Genomic DNA, 16,520 nt, shown 5'->3' on the forward strand with positions numbered 1-16,520 from the left:
CTTTCATGACTACTTTTTCACCATTGGGTAAACATAATAAAAAATGAGCAGGAAGGTGTTTAAGTAATGATTGAAATTTCTTCATCTTTGGAAGGAAAACAATATCCTTTATACGATTTAGAACTGGAATTAAAACAGTTAGGATACACAATTGGAGGGAATTGGGATTATGATCACGGTTATTTTGATTATCTGATGGATGATGACGACGGATACCACTTTTTAAGAATACCGTTTCGTGCTGTCGACGGGCAATTGGATGCACATAATGCAACGGTAAGACTCGGCCGGCCTTTTATTTTAACCCACAAATATAAAGAGGGACTTGACGATCATGCGGCAATTGGAAACTTCCAAGCCTCCTTTAATCAGTTTTCCGAACCGGCGGAAAAAGATGCCGATGTTTTAGAGCCTTATGTTCAATTAGGAGAGACACTAATTCAAGAGCTTGAAAGAAGATTAAATTAGTTTTTTAAAGCTATTAAACAATCGTGTTGAACGACTGTAAAATTGTGGGGAGGGTTTAGAAAAATCTCTTCCCCTCTTTTGATGCCAAAAAGAATGATGCCATTGGAAAACAGGTCATTATGTAATTGCTGAAAATTTTTCCCGATGTCCTGGTCTGTTGGAGATTCAATTGTTAAGCGGGCGCCGTATGCTTTCCCGAGCTCTAATATAACATTCGAAAATCCATTCTGAAATAAGAAGCTATTTAAAAAGACTTGACCAACCACCTGGAAAGATTGAATAATCTCATCAGCTCCCGCCCGTTTGGCATTCAATGTTTGTGTTTTTGTCATCATTTCGCAAATGGTGTACACGGACGGATTTGACGCTTTTACCGTAATTAATACTAAAATCGTGAGCATGTCGGCTTCCAATTCGTTTCTATGTTGATCAGCTGTTATGAAGACAGCTTTTGCCTCTTTAATGTTTGCTTTATTTAAAATTTGATCATCGGCAGGATTTCCTTTAATAAAGTGTATGTTTTCATCAATATAAGGTGCCTCAGATAATGTTTGGTCGATAAGAACAATAGGGCAGTAAAATTTTATAATACGCAGTGTTTCAATAATCTCCTTTGTTTTTTCATTCCAGCCAATTAATAAAAAATGGTTTTTCCCTTTGAAAGGAATTTCCCCGTCAATATAGGCATTTTGCCTTTTTACAGCAGCAGCTGATAAATTCGTAAAATAGGATGTTAAAAATGCTACTCCGGTCAAAATTAGTATCATTCCGAATGTACGTCCCAAAAAAGTTTTTGGAACGAAATCGCCATAACCGGTTGTAGACATTGTTACAAGAGCCCACCATATGCCTTCAAAAGGTGTAGGAAACTCCTTCGGTTCTATGTAAGAAATCATCGTGCCAAACAAAATTAAAATCATTAACACAATAACAGACATTCGGATAAAAACCGGCCACCTTAAATATTGAATCCAAAGCTTTGTCGATTTCATGATTTACTTCCTTTCGTTTCGGCAAGAAAAGAGAAAATTTCTGTAATAATTGTATTGATTTTTTTGGAAACGGCCTCTTTTCCGTATGCATCGACCGCGCGTTTAATCGCCTTGATGGTTTGATCTTCAAATTCTATAATGCTTACATCTTCTTCTGATTCATTGTACAGCTCGATAAATACATCTAACGCATCGTTCATGTTATCAATTGCGGTACTCAGTTGTTTTTTCTCTTCATTATTAAGTTTCATCTCAACACCCCTGTATTAGTATGTGCAAATTCTTTTTTGAAAATGAAACTTTTCGTATACAAATGCGTATGAATATGTTGGACAGCTGAATTCATAATTATGGGGTGATTTTACAGTAAAGCTGAATGAAATGGTTCATGTCATCGTAGAATAGTAAAGACATGTGTCAGTTCTTTTACGTTGATACAAAATTCTGTACAAATTCCTTCAAAAATTGTTATATTATTGTTAACTATAAAAAATAGAACGGGAGGTTTTTCAAAATGCTTTTTCATCCGATGGACATTCTGGTGTTCATTGCCTTCGGAATATCTATTTGGGCGCAATTCCGTGTGAAAGGGAATTTTGCTAAGTATTCCGATGTGATCGCTTCGAGTCATTTAACAGGGGCAGAAGTTGCGCGGAGAATTTTGGATCAAAACGGACTTTATGACGTTCCAGTCGAGCCTGTTCACGGGCAGCTGACAGACCACTACGATCCAATTCATCGGGTTGTGCGGTTATCAGAGCCGGTTTATTACGGAAATTCGATTGCGGCCGTCTCCGTCGCGGCGCATGAGTGCGGACACGCAATTCAACATAAAGAACGGTATGGTGCTCTTGTGTTAAGACATAAAATGTTTCCAGTTGTCAATCTTACATCGGGAATTGCTCCGATTTTGCTTATTGCCGGGTTTTTATTACAAAGCTTAAACTTGTTAGGGCTTGGGATTATCTTTTTCTCCGCTGCAGTTGCATTTCAGTTGATCACATTGCCTGTTGAGTTTAATGCGAGCTCTAGAGCAAAAGCTATTTTAGTAAGCGACGGCTTTATCCGAAACGAAGAAGAGCACGGAGTCAATAAAGTATTAAATGCAGCGGCTTTAACGTATGTTGCGGCAGCTTTAATATCTCTATTTGAACTTCTGAAATTCGTGATGATTTTCTTCCAATCTCAAGAAGAATAAAAGTTGGACAAGGGGCTTATTCGTATAATAGGCCCCTTGTCATTTTAGAAAAAGCGCAAGGCTAAGAGGCGGTGTTTATCATGTTAAAAAAATTTATATTACAGACGAGCCGGCGTGATGAAATGATTGACATTACAATGTCAATTCAACAGTTTGTACATGAATCAGCCGTTTCAGAAGGGATAGTTGTGGTATACTGTCCGCACACGACAGCAGGCATTACGATCAATGAAAATGCTGATCCTGACGTAAAGCGGGATATGATTCGCCGTTTCGATGAGCTGTACCCATGGGAGAATCCGCTTGACCGGCATTTTGAAGGGAATACTGCTGCTCATATGAAAGCAAGTACTGTCGGAGCATCCCAGCACGTTATCATCTTGGAAGGAAATTTGCTGCTTGGGACATGGCAAGGCATTTATTTTTGCGAGTTTGACGGACCTAGAAAACGGACATATTATGCAAAAATTTTAAAAGGATAGGTTTTAGTTAAAATGTATAAAAAGTTTGCCCGATTCTAGCCGAAATTCGTTTATTTTTATTTTCACGAATATAGTTTTGATAAGTTGATAGGTACTTGTAATTCGGTCTTGTAACTTGATCTTTTAAATAAGCCGATTCAACCGCTTGTCTTTTTCGATATCGATTTAACGTTTCGATGACGCCTTTTGCATCACGAATTCCGATTCCGTGACCGTAATACAGATTATTGCCGAGATGAATCGCATTTACCCCCCGCCACTGTGGTGTTTCCGGGTTAAAATCCGGGTTGTTGAAATAAACGCAGTCTCCTGGGACAAAATCAGTCGTAACGGTCGTTCGGACTCCGAGGTCTTTGTCGTAATGCCAGTCATATAAAACAAGATCTGCAAATAAATAATTAAAAGCTTTTTCTCCTATTGAATCAAGAGCAGCTTTATAGAACACAATGACTATAGCTGTTGCACATTCAAATGCATATTTATTTCCATTTATAAAAATGTCCTCTATTCCTTTTGCCGGAGTCACATCTTTTTTTAACAAAAACGCCCCTTTACTGCTCAGCTGCCAGAAGCGATCATGACAGTATGAATTTTCAAATGTCGCAAATTGCGCTTTGCTTTTTAAAAGGTCGAGCGAAGCTTCGATCGTTTTTCTCCTGAATAAAATTTCAAACTTTAATTCATTTAAGGATTCATAGCGATAAACTTTGTGGCTGTTTGCCATCCAATCAATAATTTCCCGATCTTTTGCATCTGAAAAAAATTCTTTTAATTCATTAGCTGTAATAGGCCTATTTTGAATTGCAATCATTTATCGTTCCCCCCTCTGTAGCCATCGTATGATTTTGATAAGTAATTGGTCCATGTAAATTCTGATATATCGTTGAAAAGAGCGTTACCGCATCAACTTTTTTACAGGAGAAAAACCTCTTATGAAATTTCGTCATTTGTATAAATTTATACTTGTATTGGAAAAATCATCACGCTATAATATTGTCTGTGACAAATGAAAAACGGGGCATTAGCTCAGTTGGGAGAGCGTCGTGCTGGCAGCGCGAAGGTCAGGGGTTCGAGCCCCCTATGCTCCATTTAAAAAACCCTTGTTGACCAAGGGTTTTATTATTTCTTCATAAAAAATGAGTTTTTTGTGATAATATTCGTCTTCAATGAAAAGATGAAGGAAAAAGCTTTTCCGTAAAGATTGTATAAATCTACTGATTGAATTTATAAATATATTTTGTGATAAAAAAAGTTTGTAAAAAATGCAAATATAAATCCGAGTGGAAACGAAAAAATGACGGACCAACCGTTCACTTTTCCGTTTTCTTCGCTTATTCTTATAGCTTCTTTATATCCATATGCAAAATGGAAAATGGATAAAAAATAAGCAATAATTAAGAAAGCCAGATCCATTTTTATCCCTCCCGCTTTTGTCTCTCTAAATTTTATATATTCATGCTTGTTCATTTTTAATACAAAAAAATAAATGCTATGGCTGCATCAGCATTCTGCTTTTATTTGTACTTGGCTGCATCGCGTCTTTTTTTAAGTTGAGGAAACTATTGTTTCGATCGATAAATTGCTTCACAGTGTCATGTTTCAATCCGGTGAAATCGTGTTTATGAAAACGGTGATGCTGACAAATGCTTGACATCGATTTTCCTTTGGCTCGTTAGATAGAAATTTTAGCGGATCACAAACAGTAAGAGGTGCTTAACAATGCGTTTGTTTGTGGTAAAATATGTTCTAACAGATAATTATTTGAATGAGTATGCTTTCGTCTACTAAATCAATTTTTGTCTAACGACATAACGACTATCAAAAATAAATCTTTTTTTATAAAAATTTATATTGCAATTAGTGGTTAATGGTGATAGAATATCAAATGTCGTTAAGATCAATGAGACATTAGTCATGAATAAAAAATTACTTTTTAAAAAAACTCTTGACATTTTGCTCTGAATAGTTGTATATTGAAAAAGTCGCTGTAAAAATACAGCGGAAAATGATCTTTGAAAACTGAACAAAACGAAAAGCGTGCCTGTTGATTCTGACAAGAGCATTTGGTGACAAACTTTTTTTGGAGAGTTTGATCCTGGCTCAGGACGAACGCTGGCGGCGTGCCTAATACATGCAAGTCGAGCGGACCGAAGGGAGCTTGCTCCTTTAGGTTAGCGGCGGACGGGTGAGTAACACGTGGGCAACCTGCCCTGCAGACTGGGATAACTTCGGGAAACCGGAGCTAATACCGGATAACACCGAAAACCGCATGGTTTTCGGTTGAAAGGCGGCTTTTAGCTGTCACTGCAGGATGGGCCCGCGGCGCATTAGCTAGTTGGTGAGGTAACGGCTCACCAAGGCGACGATGCGTAGCCGACCTGAGAGGGTGACCGGCCACACTGGGACTGAGACACGGCCCAGACTCCTACGGGAGGCAGCAGTAGGGAATCTTCCGCAATGGACGAAAGTCTGACGGAGCAACGCCGCGTGAGCGAAGAAGGTCTTCGGATCGTAAAGCTCTGTTGTCAGGGAAGAACAAGTACCGTTCGAACAGGGCGGTACCTTGACGGTACCTGACGAGGAAGCCACGGCTAACTACGTGCCAGCAGCCGCGGTAATACGTAGGTGGCAAGCGTTGTCCGGAATTATTGGGCGTAAAGCGCGCGCAGGCGGTTCCTTAAGTCTGATGTGAAATCTCGCGGCTCAACCGCGAGCGGCCATTGGAAACTGGGGAACTTGAGTGCAGGAGAGGGGAGCGGAATTCCACGTGTAGCGGTGAAATGCGTAGAGATGTGGAGGAACACCAGTGGCGAAGGCGGCTCTCTGGCCTGTAACTGACGCTGAGGCGCGAAAGCGTGGGGAGCGAACAGGATTAGATACCCTGGTAGTCCACGCCGTAAACGATGAGTGCTAAGTGTTAGAGGGTATCCACCCTTTAGTGCTGCAGCAAACGCATTAAGCACTCCGCCTGGGGAGTACGGCCGCAAGGCTGAAACTCAAAGGAATTGACGGGGACCCGCACAAGCGGTGGAGCATGTGGTTTAATTCGAAGCAACGCGAAGAACCTTACCAGGTCTTGACATCCCCTGACAACCCTAGAGATAGGGCGTTCCCCTTTCGGGGACAGGGTGACAGGTGGTGCATGGTTGTCGTCAGCTCGTGTCGTGAGATGTTGGGTTAAGTCCCGCAACGAGCGCAACCCTTGACCTTAGTTGCCAGCATTCAGTTGGGCACTCTAAGGTGACTGCCGGCTAAAAGTCGGAGGAAGGTGGGGATGACGTCAAATCATCATGCCCCTTATGACCTGGGCTACACACGTGCTACAATGGGTGGTACAAAGGGCAGCGAAACCGCGAGGTGGAGCGAATCCCAAAAAACCACTCTCAGTTCGGATTGCAGGCTGCAACTCGCCTGCATGAAGCCGGAATCGCTAGTAATCGCGGATCAGCATGCCGCGGTGAATACGTTCCCGGGTCTTGTACACACCGCCCGTCACACCACGAGAGTTTGTAACACCCGAAGTCGGTGGGGTAACCCTTACGGGAGCCAGCCGCCGAAGGTGGGACAAATGATTGGGGTGAAGTCGTAACAAGGTAGCCGTATCGGAAGGTGCGGCTGGATCACCTCCTTTCTAAGGATATATACATTGAAATAGGGTACGCTTTTCCGTTTTGTTTAGTTTTGAAGGATCATATCCTTCTTGATTGTTCTTTGAAAACTGGATAACGGAAAGACATTCACGAATAGATCGCTCATGTTAGGAAGAAACGGTTAAGTTAGAAAGGGCGCACGGTGGATGCCTTGGCACTAGGAGCCGATGAAGGACGGGACAAACACCGAAATGCTTCGGGGAGCTGTAAGTAAGCGTCGATCCGGAGATGTCCGAATGGGGGAACCCACTGCCCGTAATGGGGCAGTATCCATACCTGAATCCATAGGGTATGGAGGGCAACCCGGGGAACTGAAACATCTAAGTACCCGGAGGAAGAGAAAGCAACAGCGATTCCCTGAGTAGCGGCGAGCGAAACGGGAACAGCCCAAACCAAGAGGCGTGCCTCTTGGGGTTGTAGGACACTCGATTAAGGAGTGACAAAGGAACGGGGTAGACGAAGAGGTCTGGAAAGGCCCGTCAGAGAAGGTAACAACCCTGTAGTCGAAACTCCGTTCCCTCCCGAGTGGATCCTGAGTACGGCGGGACACGTGAAATCCCGTCGGAAGCAGGGAGGACCATCTCCCAAGGCTAAATACTCCCTAGTGACCGATAGTGAACCAGTACCGTGAGGGAAAGGTGAAAAGCACCCCGGGAGGGGAGTGAAAGAGAACCTGAAACCGTGTGCCTACAAGTAGTCAGAGCCCATTAACGGGTGATGGCGTGCCTTTTGTAGAATGAACCGGCGAGTTGCGATTTCGTGCAAGGTTAAGCCGAAAGGCGGAGCCGCAGCGAAAGCGAGTCTGAAGAGGGCGAAATAGTACGAGGTCGCAGACCCGAAACCAGGTGATCTACCCATGTCCAGGGTGAAGGCAAGGTAACACTTGCTGGAGGCCCGAACCCACGCACGTTGAAAAGTGCGGGGATGAGGTGTGGGTAGGGGTGAAATGCCAATCGAACTTGGAGATAGCTGGTTCTCTCCGAAATAGCTTTAGGGCTAGCCTCAAGGGAAGAGTCTTGGAGGTAGAGCACTGATTGGACGAGGGGCCCCCATCGGGTTACCGAATTCAGTCAAACTCCGAATGCCAATGACTTATCCTTGGGAGTCAGACTGCGAGTGATAAGATCCGTGGTCAAAAGGGAAACAGCCCAGACCGCCAGCTAAGGTCCCAAAGTATACGTTAAGTGGAAAAGGATGTGGAGCTGCTTAGACAACCAGGATGTTGGCTTAGAAGCAGCCACCATTTAAAGAGTGCGTAATAGCTCACTGGTCGAGTGGCTCTGCGCCGAAAATGTACCGGGGCTAAACGTATCACCGAAGCTGCGGGTTGACACCGTTGGTGTCAGCGGTAGGAGAGCGTTCTAAGGGCATCGAAGCCGGACCGGAAGGACCGGTGGAGCGCTTAGAAGTGAGAATGCCGGTATGAGTAGCGAAAGAGGGGTGAGAATCCCCTCCGCCGAAAGCCTAAGGTTTCCTGAGGAAGGCTCGTCCGCTCAGGGTTAGTCGGGACCTAAGCCGAGGCCGAAAGGCGTAGGTGATGGACAACAGGTTGATATTCCTGTACCACCTCCTCACCGTTTGAGCAATGGGGGGACGCAGGAGGATAGGGTAAGCGCGCGGCTGGATGTGCGCGTCCAAGCAGTTAGGGCTGGCAAGCAGGCAAATCCGCTTGCCGTGTGCTTGAGCTGTGATGGCGAGGGAAAGGAAGTACCGAAGTTCCCGATTCCACACTGCCAAGAAAAGCCTCTAGCGAGGTGAGAGGTGCCCGTACCGCAAACCGACACAGGTAGGCGAGGAGAGAATCCTAAGGTGAGCGAGAGAACTCTCGTTAAGGAACTCGGCAAAATGACCCCGTAACTTCGGGAGAAGGGGTGCTCATCAAGGTGATAAGCCATGATGAGCCGCAGTGAAAAGGCCCAGGCGACTGTTTAGCAAAAACACAGGTCTCTGCGAAACCGTAAGGTGAAGTATAGGGGCTGACGCCTGCCCGGTGCTGGAAGGTTAAGGGGAGCGCTTAAGCTGTAGCTGAAGGTGCGAACCGAAGCCCCAGTAAACGGCGGCCGTAACTATAACGGTCCTAAGGTAGCGAAATTCCTTGTCGGGTAAGTTCCGACCCGCACGAAAGGCGTAACGATCTGGGCACTGTCTCAACGAGAGACTCGGTGAAATTATAGTACCTGTGAAGATGCAGGTTACCCGCGACAGGACGGAAAGACCCCGTGGAGCTTTACTGCAGCCTGATATTGAATGTGGGTACAGCTTGTACAGGATAGGTAGGAGCCAGAGACGCGTGAGCGCCAGCTTGCGCTGAGGCGACGGTGGGATACTACCCTGGCTGTACTGACATTCTAACCCGCGCCCCTGATCGGGGCGGGAGACAGTGTCAGGTGGGCAGTTTGACTGGGGCGGTCGCCTCCTAAAAGGTAACGGAGGCGCCCAAAGGTTCCCTCAGAATGGTTGGAAATCATTCGGAGAGTGCAAAGGCAGAAGGGAGCTTGACTGCGAGACCTACAAGTCGAGCAGGGACGAAAGTCGGGCTTAGTGATCCGGTGGTTCCGCATGGAAGGGCCATCGCTCAACGGATAAAAGCTACCCCGGGGATAACAGGCTGATCTCCCCCAAGAGTCCACATCGACGGGGAGGTTTGGCACCTCGATGTCGGCTCATCGCATCCTGGGGCTGTAGTCGGTCCCAAGGGTTGGGCTGTTCGCCCATTAAAGCGGTACGCGAGCTGGGTTCAGAACGTCGTGAGACAGTTCGGTCCCTATCCGTCGCGGGCGCAGGAAATTTGAGAGGAGCTGTCCTTAGTACGAGAGGACCGGGATGGACGCACCGCTGGTGTACCAGTTGTCCCGCCAGGGGCACCGCTGGGTAGCTATGTGCGGAAGGGATAAGCGCTGAAAGCATCTAAGCGTGAAGCCCCCCTCAAGATGAGATTTCCCATCGCGAAAAGCGAGTAAGATCCCTTGAAGATGACGAGGTAGATAGGTCCGAGGTGGAAGCGTGGTGACACGTGGAGCTGACGGATACTAATCGATCGAGGACTTAACCAAGTAAGAGCATCTATTCGTGAAGGAACCGTTATCTAGTTTTGAAAGAATTATGGACTTTTATTTACTTTGCATATGTCCTCTGGTGATTTTTGAATTGGAGGATTAGCTCAGCTGGGAGAGCACTTGCCTTACAAGCAAGGGGTCGGCGGTTCGATCCCGTCATCCTCCACCATACAGTATATCGATTCAGCTCAATTGGCAAAGCACGGTCGAGATATCGTCTTTCATGCTGCTTCATCGTACCAATTGAACTTTTCCTTGGACAAGATTTCTAAGATTGGAACGACGATCAAACGACGATCAAATGAAGCAAGACTGATTATTGATTGTTGTATTCATCATGCCGGTGTAGCTCAATTGGCAGAGCAACTGAATCGTAATCAGTAGGTTGGGGGTTCGATTCCTCTCGCCGGCATCATTAAAGGTGTTGCATATTGAGCAGGAGCTTTTAGATTAGTCGTCAGAGCAACGAGCAATGCTTCGACGAACAATCAGAGAGTTGTCCCGACGCATCCAACATCCTCGAAAAGACTGGCAGAGGAAGGGACATCTGACAAATGAAAAATGGATTAGGAGAAAAAAATTTTTTATGAGCCATTAGCTCAGTCGGTAGAGCATCTGACTTTTAATCAGAGGGTCGGAGGTTCGAATCCTCCATGGCTCACCATTTTGACGCGGGTGTGGCGGAATTGGCAGACGCACTAGACTTAGGATCTAGCGCCTTACGGCGTGGGGGTTCAAGTCCCTCCACCCGCATCATATGCGGAAGTAGTTCAGTGGTAGAACACCACCTTGCCAAGGTGGGGGTCGCGGGTTCGAATCCCGTCTTCCGCTTTTCTCTGCCGGGGTGGCGGAATTGGCAGACGCACAGGACTTAAAATCCTGCGGTAGGTGACTACCGTACCGGTTCAAGTCCGGTCCTCGGCACCATATTTGCGCCCGTAGCTCAATTGGATAGAGCGTTTGACTACGGATCAAAAGGTTAGGGGTTCGACTCCTCTCGGGCGCGCCATATCGGGAAGTAGCTCAGCTTGGTAGAGCACATGGTTTGGGACCATGGGGTCGCAGGTTCGAATCCTGTCTTCCCGACCAGGGAATTTAAAGGGGCCTTAGCTCAGCTGGGAGAGCGCCTGCTTTGCACGCAGGAGGTCAGCGGTTCGATCCCGCTAGGCTCCATATTTAATTTGGCGGTGTAGCTCAGCTGGCTAGAGCGTACGGTTCATACCCGTGAGGTCGGGGGTTCGATCCCCTCCACCGCCATTTTTCGGACCTTTAGCTCAGCTGGTCAGAGCAGACGGCTCATAACCGTCCGGTCGCAGGTTCGAATCCTGCAAGGTCCACCATCTTTATTATATGGAGGAGTACCCAAGTCTGGCTGAAGGGGTCGGTCTTGAAAACCGAGAGGCGGGTCAAACCGCGCGGGGGTTCGAATCCCTCCTCCTCCGTCATTATTATCGCGGGGTGGAGCAGTCCGGTAGCTCGTCGGGCTCATAACCCGAAGGTCGCAGGTTCAAATCCTGCCCCCGCAACCAATGGTCCCGTAGTGTAGCGGTTAACATGCCTGCCTGTCACGCAGGAGATCGCGGGTTCGATTCCCGTCGGGACCGCCATTAATTATTGATTCAACAGCTGTAGGAGGAATTTTTCAAGTACAGCAGGTTGTGTCAATGAATTCTTTCTTTAATGATGGATTGTACATAATTTTTTATCGGAGTTTTACGGCTCGGTAGCTCAGTCGGTAGAGCAAAGGACTGAAAATCCTTGTGTCGGCGGTTCGATTCCGTCCCGAGCCATTGTTTTATTAATTGCGGCGACTGTGGCGAAGTGGTTAACGCACCAGATTGTGGCTCTGGCATTCGTGGGTTCGATTCCCATCAGTCGCCCCATTTGCCTATAGTAGAGATAGATAATATGGCATTGAAAATAAGTATTTATTTCTATTATCAGCTTATTATGCGGGTGTAGTTTAGTGGTAAAACCTCAGCCACGAGCAACACTTCAATGAATAATCTGCGAGTTGCCTCGACGCATTTACATCCTCGAACAATGCTGGAAGAGGAAGAGGCATGGAAAATGCGTGTTTATCATTTAAATAGAAAAATAAATATTTTCGTGCGGGTGTAGTTTAGTGGTAAAACCTCAGCCACGAGCGACACTTCAATGAATAATCTGCGAGTTGCCTCGACGCATTTACATCCTCGAACAGTGCTGGAAGAGGAAGAGGCATGGAAAATGCGTGTTTATCATTTAAATAGAAAAATAAATATTTTCGCGCGGGTGTAGTTTAGTGGTAAAACCTCAGCCTTCCAAGCTGATGTCGTGGGTTCGATTCCCATCACCCGCTTAATATGGGCTTGTAGCTCAGCTGGTTAGAGCGCACGCCTGATAAGCGTGAGGTCGGTGGTTCAAGTCCACTCAGGCCCATTGCTATTTTTTTAGCAGCCTAGTTGGGCAATTGACATTGCTGCAATTGTCAGTCAAAAGCTGTTCTATTTGGCAAAATGCCTTAAATTTTTTTTATATTCCGCAGTAGCTCAGTGGTAGAGCATTCGGCTGTTAACCGAACGGTCGCAGGTTCGAATCCTGCCTGCGGAGTCATTTCGAAATCAAAAAAAAGCGTTGCAGTTTGCAACGCTTTTTTTGTCTTCGTGCGCCCGGCATGTACATGAACTATAGGGTGTAAGTCCCGAACCCCGAAGACAGAAGTAGAGGTTAGCCAAGAGCAAGGGTGTCCGTGGTGACGCGGAATCTGAAGGAAGCTGGAGGCAAAACACCGGTCCGAGGAACACGAACCTCATATAAGGCTAGGTATGATTGAGTGAGTTTGCGAAACAAAACAAAGCTCTTTCTGTCGAAGGTCATATCGAGTAAATGAGGCGGATAGATGGTGTGAAAGTGCATGTACTTACCCGGGGAGATCTGGCTGGCACGCCAAGTAACCTTGGTAACCTATCTAGTGATAGATAACTGAACAGTCAGAAGTCAGCAGAAGTCATAGTACTCTTTCAAGCTCGAGATGGAAGAGGAAGGACTGAACAATTAAGGAGAACGAATCGCTAGGCGTTCACCTTCTGTGTGGAAGCAGACAATCCGATAGGACTTACTTGAAGGAGGAAGTGGTGAATCCCACGGGGGACTTCAAGAGGGTGGAGCAGAAGATGGCACAAATAGAAGAATTCGTTCACGTGGAGAGGATATCAATGTTGATGGAAATGATTTTGTCACGGGAAAATCTCCTGGCGGCACTGAAACGAGTCGAACAGAATAAAGGAGGTCACGGAGTAGATGGCATGTCCGTAAAAGACCTACGAAGACACCTCTACGAAAATTGGGACTCCATTCGACAGTCGTTGAGAGAAGGAACCTACAAGCCCTTACCCGTCCGTCGAGTCGAAATCCCGAAACCGAACGGTGGAGTAAGACTTCTAGGGATCCCTACCGTGACGGATCGTTTCATCCAACAAGCGATTGCCCAAGTGTTGACGAAAATCTTTGATCCGACCTTCTCGAACCATAGCTATGGTTTCCGACCAGGTAGAAGGGGACATGATGCGGTTAGGGAAGCAAAGGGTTATATCAAAGAAGGATATCGTTGGGTAGTCGATATAGACCTAGAGAAATTCTTTGACAAGGTGAATCACGACAAACTGATGGGGATCTTGGCGAAAACGATCAAAGATCGAATTCTACTGAAGGTAATTCGCCGGTATCTTCAATCAGGCGTGATGATCAATGGAGTGGTAATGGAAACGGACATGGGAACGCCTCAAGGCGGCCCGCTTAGTCCACTTTTATCAAACATCATGCTTCATGAATTGGATAAAGAGCTTGAGAAACGTGGACATAAGTTTGTTCGGTATGCGGATGACTGTAACATCTATGTGAAAACAAAGAAAGCAGGAATTCGTGTCATGAACTCCATTACGAACTTTATAGAGAAGGAGTTAAAGCTCAAGGTAAATAAAGAGAAATCGGCGGTAGACCGTCCTTGGAAACGGAAGTTTCTCGGTTTCAGCTTCACACTCAATAAGACTCCAAAGGTACGGATTGCGAACGAAAGTGTGAAACGTTTGAAGAACAAGATCCGTGAAATTACATCAAGGTCGAAACCGTATCCAATGGAGAAAAGGATTGAGAAACTGAATAAGTATTTAATGGGATGGTGCGGATATTTTGCCTTGGCAGAAACACCAAGTAAGTTCAAAGAATTTGATGAATGGATTAGACGAAGGCTTCGGATGTGTTTGTGGAAAGAATGGAAAACCCCGAAAACAAGAATTCGGAAACTCAGAGGATTAGAAGTTCCAAGCCATAAAGCATTCGAATGGGGCAATACACGCAAGAAATATTGGCGGATTGCCTGCAGTCCCATCCTACACAAAACCCTCGACAACTCCTATTGGAAGCGTCGAGGGTTAAGAAGTCTATTCGAAAGATATCAAGCACTACGTCATACTTAATTGAACCGCCGTATACCGAACGGTACGTACGGTGGTGTGAGAGGTCGGGGGTTAGTCACCCCCTCCTACTCGATTTGTAATTTTAATCATTTTTCGTATATGGTTCTTTTTCTGTTAATGGAAGATCTCCCCATAAAACTGTTAAATCCTCTTCATCAAGCATTTTTTCATATCGTTTATGTTCATGTGACGGATAGACGTTTACGTTTTTTCCCTCAATATCTGTATAAATGAAGTTTTCAATATCTTCAATATATCCAATTTCATCATCGGAATTATACATATCTCCGTACGATAACGGTGGAGTTCTTACATCTTGCGGTGTTTCTGACGTTCCGTATTCGATAACATCTTGAAAATAATCATACGGTTCAGTAACAGCGGTATTTTCATGGTCGATTTGAGAGGATCCGTGAAAAGTCGCATCAAGTATTTCTTCCTCTACAGGTCTTTCATGAGAAATCGTTTGAACTAGAGTATGTTCTTTGCATGTTTTGGCTGTCGGTATGGCTTTGAGACGGTCTTCATCAATTTTTTTTCCGCAGACGGAACAAGTACCGTAAGTACCCTCATGAATTCTTTCTAATGCTTCAACGATCTCTTCATATTCTTTTTCTAAATGTTTATTTAATGCTAAATCTTTTTCTCTTTCATACAGTTCGGTCGCATCGTCTCCGGGGTGATTGTCGTAGCTGGAAAGCTCTCCAGTTGATTCATGGTCCAGCCCTTTTTCCAATTGAAAATGATCGTTATTATCCCAACGTTTTTCAATCTCATTTTTCATGAATATTAATTGCTTTTGAAATTCCTTTAATTTTTTTTCGTCCATGTCCATATGAAAGACACCTTCTTTTTTAGAATCTAAAGCTATTTTGGACGAAAAGGAATAAATTATAACTTTAAAATCATGAAAAAAATTCACCTTTGCAGCCATAAATTTCATCATCATTTTAAAACATGTCAGGAAAGGATTGCTGCTTCCACGCCTTTTTTAACGCTATGCTTTGAAGCTGATGGCACTTGAAAGGCTACCACAACATCATTCGGCTGAGAAACAGGCTGGCTATCCGATAAAGAGGCTGTGACCTATCGAGATGTTTTTTCAGGACAAAATATTTGCTCAGCATATTGAAATTGCGAGTGGATGATACAGAACAAATTTCACAGTAAAGCTTAATAAAAAAACACGATAGTAAACATACTATCGTGTTACTGAGATATGATGGTGCTTATGAGCAAACCTGCAGCAAGCAAAAAGCCTAATAAAGTGTTTGTTTGCGATGTTGCTTTCATGGCCGGCATCATTTCAATAGGCTTTGTTTTGCCGACAAATCGCTTCACCGCCTGAATAGCTTTTGGAATGCTAAGAAAAGCTAGAATAGACCACCATGTGGAATAATCAAAAATGATCATAATAAAAATGAGACAGTAAGAAACAATAAACATAATTGCTAAAAATCGAATTGCATTCTGGCGGCCAAGCAAAATTGCTAATGTTTTTCTTCCGTTTTCCTTATCGCCGTCTAAGTCTCTTATGTTATTCGCAAGCATGATGGCGCCGATCGTGATCGCAATCGGGATCGAATGAATGAAAGCTGTTGAAGTTAGATAACCTGTCTGAATAAAAAAGGAAATAAGGATAATAACGACTCCCATAAATAAACCTGAAGCTAGCTCGCCAAACGGCGTGTAAGCGATTGGATATGGACCTCCAGTATATAAGTATCCTACTGCCATACAAATTGAACCGACTAATGCCAACCACCAGCTTGACTGGAGACAAATGTAAATTCCCAATAGGATAGAGACAACAATACATGTGATTGCTAAATTTAAAACGGTTTGGGGCTTGAAGCCATTTCGGACAATTGCTCCTCCAATTCCGACAGATTCTTCTGTATCAAGACCTCGTTTATAATCGAAATATTCATTAAATAAGTTTGTGGCTGTTTGAATTAACAACGAGGCAGTAAGCATTGTAAGAAAAAGTCCAATATGAATGGGTCCTACTTGCAGTGCCAAAAGAGTTCCGACAATCACGGGGACAAATGCTGCAGTTAATGTATGGGGTCTTAAAAGCATCCACCAAGCCCGAAACCCTCGTTCAGCTTTTATAATGGGTACATTATGTGACTCCGTTTTAGGATGCATAATATGTTCTCTCCTTTATTTCATTCTGAAAACGAAAGCTATTCCCCACAACCTAGTCTAGAAAAA

10 protein-coding genes, 20 tRNA genes and 2 rRNA genes are annotated in these 16,520 nt (G+C 44.8%); 26 read left to right on the plus strand and 6 right to left on the minus strand.

Annotated features, from left to right (window positions below):
* Positions 1–66 precede the first annotated feature (66 nt).
* The gene (locus NSQ41_RS04495; RefSeq protein WP_063387047.1) at positions 67–468 is read left to right on the plus strand and encodes a YugN-like family protein; all 402 of its coding nucleotides are present in this window, start codon (positions 67–69) and stop codon (positions 466–468) included.
* Here the strand turns inward: NSQ41_RS04495 and NSQ41_RS04500 are convergent.
* Complete coding sequence (locus NSQ41_RS04500) at positions 465–1,460, minus strand: potassium channel family protein (RefSeq protein ID WP_066249275.1); 996 nt, start codon at positions 1,458–1,460, stop codon at positions 465–467. The genes NSQ41_RS04495 and NSQ41_RS04500 overlap by 4 nt on opposite strands.
* Complete coding sequence (locus NSQ41_RS04505; protein WP_063387045.1) at positions 1,457–1,711, minus strand: hypothetical protein; 255 nt, start codon at positions 1,709–1,711, stop codon at positions 1,457–1,459. The genes NSQ41_RS04500 and NSQ41_RS04505 overlap by 4 nt, the downstream gene beginning before the upstream one ends.
* 263 nt (positions 1,712–1,974) lie before the next feature.
* On the opposite strand from NSQ41_RS04505, the gene NSQ41_RS04510 reads away from it, so the two are divergent.
* Complete coding sequence (locus NSQ41_RS04510) at positions 1,975–2,658, plus strand: zinc metallopeptidase (protein WP_063387044.1); 684 nt, start codon at positions 1,975–1,977, stop codon at positions 2,656–2,658.
* Between the two features lie 80 nt (positions 2,659–2,738).
* Positions 2,739–3,140 (plus strand): secondary thiamine-phosphate synthase enzyme YjbQ, encoded by a 402-nt coding sequence (locus tag NSQ41_RS04515; protein WP_063387043.1) that lies wholly within the window; start codon positions 2,739–2,741, stop codon positions 3,138–3,140.
* 7 nt (positions 3,141–3,147) lie between these two features.
* On the opposite strand, the gene NSQ41_RS04520 is transcribed toward NSQ41_RS04515, so the two are convergent.
* Complete coding sequence (locus NSQ41_RS04520) at positions 3,148–3,951, minus strand: protein-glutamine gamma-glutamyltransferase (protein ID WP_063387042.1); 804 nt, start codon at positions 3,949–3,951, stop codon at positions 3,148–3,150.
* 204 nt (positions 3,952–4,155) lie between these two features.
* On the opposite strand from NSQ41_RS04520, the gene NSQ41_RS04525 reads away from it, so the two are divergent.
* A tRNA-Ala gene (locus NSQ41_RS04525) sits at positions 4,156–4,228 on the plus strand.
* Positions 4,229–4,364: 136 nt separating this feature from the next.
* On the opposite strand, the gene NSQ41_RS04530 is transcribed toward NSQ41_RS04525, so the two are convergent.
* Positions 4,365–4,553: a hypothetical protein gene (locus NSQ41_RS04530; protein ID WP_063387041.1), complete on the minus strand. Its 189-nt coding sequence runs from the start codon at positions 4,551–4,553 to the stop codon at positions 4,365–4,367.
* A 664-nt stretch (positions 4,554–5,217) separates the two neighbouring features.
* On the opposite strand from NSQ41_RS04530, the gene NSQ41_RS04535 reads away from it, so the two are divergent.
* From NSQ41_RS04535 to ltrA, 22 genes are all read left to right on the plus strand, one after another.
* Positions 5,218–6,771, plus strand: a 16S ribosomal RNA gene (locus NSQ41_RS04535).
* Positions 6,772–6,909: 138 nt separating this feature from the next.
* Positions 6,910–9,843: ribosomal RNA gene (locus tag NSQ41_RS04540) — 23S ribosomal RNA — on the plus strand.
* The 16S and 23S rRNA genes sit together here with 19 tRNA genes alongside, the layout of an rRNA operon.
* A gap of 96 nt (positions 9,844–9,939) precedes the next feature.
* Positions 9,940–10,015, plus strand: a tRNA-Val gene (locus NSQ41_RS04545).
* 170 nt (positions 10,016–10,185) lie between these two features.
* Positions 10,186–10,258: transfer RNA gene (locus NSQ41_RS04550), tRNA-Thr, on the plus strand.
* Positions 10,259–10,434: 176 nt separating this feature from the next.
* Positions 10,435–10,510, plus strand: a tRNA-Lys gene (locus NSQ41_RS04555).
* A 7-nt stretch (positions 10,511–10,517) separates the two neighbouring features.
* Positions 10,518–10,599, plus strand: a tRNA-Leu gene (locus NSQ41_RS04560).
* 6 nt (positions 10,600–10,605) lie between these two features.
* Positions 10,606–10,677 (plus strand) — tRNA-Gly (locus NSQ41_RS04565).
* Between the two features lie 7 nt (positions 10,678–10,684).
* Positions 10,685–10,773: transfer RNA gene (locus NSQ41_RS04570), tRNA-Leu, on the plus strand.
* Between the two features lie 5 nt (positions 10,774–10,778).
* A tRNA-Arg gene (locus tag NSQ41_RS04575) sits at positions 10,779–10,855 on the plus strand.
* Positions 10,856–10,858: 3 nt separating this feature from the next.
* Positions 10,859–10,935, plus strand: a tRNA-Pro gene (locus tag NSQ41_RS04580).
* An 11-nt stretch (positions 10,936–10,946) separates the two neighbouring features.
* Positions 10,947–11,019: transfer RNA gene (locus tag NSQ41_RS04585), tRNA-Ala, on the plus strand.
* A 10-nt stretch (positions 11,020–11,029) separates the two neighbouring features.
* Positions 11,030–11,103 (plus strand) — tRNA-Met (locus tag NSQ41_RS04590).
* Positions 11,104–11,109: 6 nt separating this feature from the next.
* Positions 11,110–11,186: transfer RNA gene (locus NSQ41_RS04595), tRNA-Ile, on the plus strand.
* 12 nt (positions 11,187–11,198) lie between these two features.
* Positions 11,199–11,288, plus strand: a tRNA-Ser gene (locus tag NSQ41_RS04600).
* Between the two features lie 10 nt (positions 11,289–11,298).
* Positions 11,299–11,375 (plus strand) — tRNA-Met (locus tag NSQ41_RS04605).
* A 2-nt stretch (positions 11,376–11,377) separates the two neighbouring features.
* A tRNA-Asp gene (locus NSQ41_RS04610) sits at positions 11,378–11,453 on the plus strand.
* 110 nt (positions 11,454–11,563) lie between these two features.
* A tRNA-Phe gene (locus NSQ41_RS04615) sits at positions 11,564–11,636 on the plus strand.
* 17 nt (positions 11,637–11,653) lie between these two features.
* A tRNA-His gene (locus tag NSQ41_RS04620) sits at positions 11,654–11,729 on the plus strand.
* Positions 11,730–12,116: 387 nt separating this feature from the next.
* Positions 12,117–12,187 (plus strand) — tRNA-Gly (locus tag NSQ41_RS04625).
* A 6-nt stretch (positions 12,188–12,193) separates the two neighbouring features.
* Positions 12,194–12,267, plus strand: a tRNA-Ile gene (locus tag NSQ41_RS04630).
* 99 nt (positions 12,268–12,366) lie between these two features.
* Positions 12,367–12,438 (plus strand) — tRNA-Asn (locus NSQ41_RS04635).
* A 605-nt stretch (positions 12,439–13,043) separates the two neighbouring features.
* A complete protein-coding gene (ltrA, locus tag NSQ41_RS04640; protein WP_094245397.1) occupies positions 13,044–14,303 on the plus strand; it encodes a group II intron reverse transcriptase/maturase in 1,260 nt (419 codons plus the stop codon).
* Between the two features lie 82 nt (positions 14,304–14,385).
* On the opposite strand, the gene NSQ41_RS04645 is transcribed toward ltrA, so the two are convergent.
* Together NSQ41_RS04645 and NSQ41_RS04650 are read right to left on the minus strand one after the other, a co-directional pair.
* Complete coding sequence (locus NSQ41_RS04645) at positions 14,386–15,138, minus strand: TraR/DksA C4-type zinc finger protein (protein WP_339194539.1); 753 nt, start codon at positions 15,136–15,138, stop codon at positions 14,386–14,388.
* Between the two features lie 374 nt (positions 15,139–15,512).
* Positions 15,513–16,454: a 1,4-dihydroxy-2-naphthoate polyprenyltransferase gene (locus tag NSQ41_RS04650; RefSeq protein WP_063386558.1), complete on the minus strand. Its 942-nt coding sequence runs from the start codon at positions 16,452–16,454 to the stop codon at positions 15,513–15,515.
* Positions 16,455–16,520: the final 66 nt, after the last annotated feature.

Origin of the sequence: Aeribacillus sp. FSL K6-8210, assembly GCF_037963925.1 — a bacterium.
Lineage (GTDB): Bacteria > Bacillota > Bacilli > Bacillales > Aeribacillaceae > Aeribacillus > Aeribacillus composti.

What these genes read in the sequence shown, in the direction of transcription:
- NSQ41_RS04650 (WP_063386558.1), bottom strand. Translation starts at nt 16,454, where the DNA reads ATGCATCCTAAAACGGAGTCACATAATGTACCCATTATAAAAGCTGAA.
- NSQ41_RS04495 (WP_063387047.1), top strand. Translation starts at nt 67, where the DNA reads ATGATTGAAATTTCTTCATCTTTGGAAGGAAAACAATATCCTTTATAC.
- NSQ41_RS04515 (WP_063387043.1), top strand. Translation starts at nt 2,739, where the DNA reads ATGTTAAAAAAATTTATATTACAGACGAGCCGGCGTGATGAAATGATT.
- NSQ41_RS04530 (WP_063387041.1), bottom strand. Translation starts at nt 4,553, where the DNA reads ATGGATCTGGCTTTCTTAATTATTGCTTATTTTTTATCCATTTTCCAT.
- NSQ41_RS04505 (WP_063387045.1), bottom strand. Translation starts at nt 1,711, where the DNA reads ATGAAACTTAATAATGAAGAGAAAAAACAACTGAGTACCGCAATTGAT.
- ltrA (WP_094245397.1), top strand. Translation starts at nt 13,044, where the DNA reads ATGTTGATGGAAATGATTTTGTCACGGGAAAATCTCCTGGCGGCACTG.
- NSQ41_RS04645 (WP_339194539.1), bottom strand. Translation starts at nt 15,138, where the DNA reads ATGGACATGGACGAAAAAAAATTAAAGGAATTTCAAAAGCAATTAATA.
- NSQ41_RS04520 (WP_063387042.1), bottom strand. Translation starts at nt 3,951, where the DNA reads ATGATTGCAATTCAAAATAGGCCTATTACAGCTAATGAATTAAAAGAA.
- NSQ41_RS04500 (WP_066249275.1), bottom strand. Translation starts at nt 1,460, where the DNA reads ATGAAATCGACAAAGCTTTGGATTCAATATTTAAGGTGGCCGGTTTTT.
- NSQ41_RS04510 (WP_063387044.1), top strand. Translation starts at nt 1,975, where the DNA reads ATGCTTTTTCATCCGATGGACATTCTGGTGTTCATTGCCTTCGGAATA.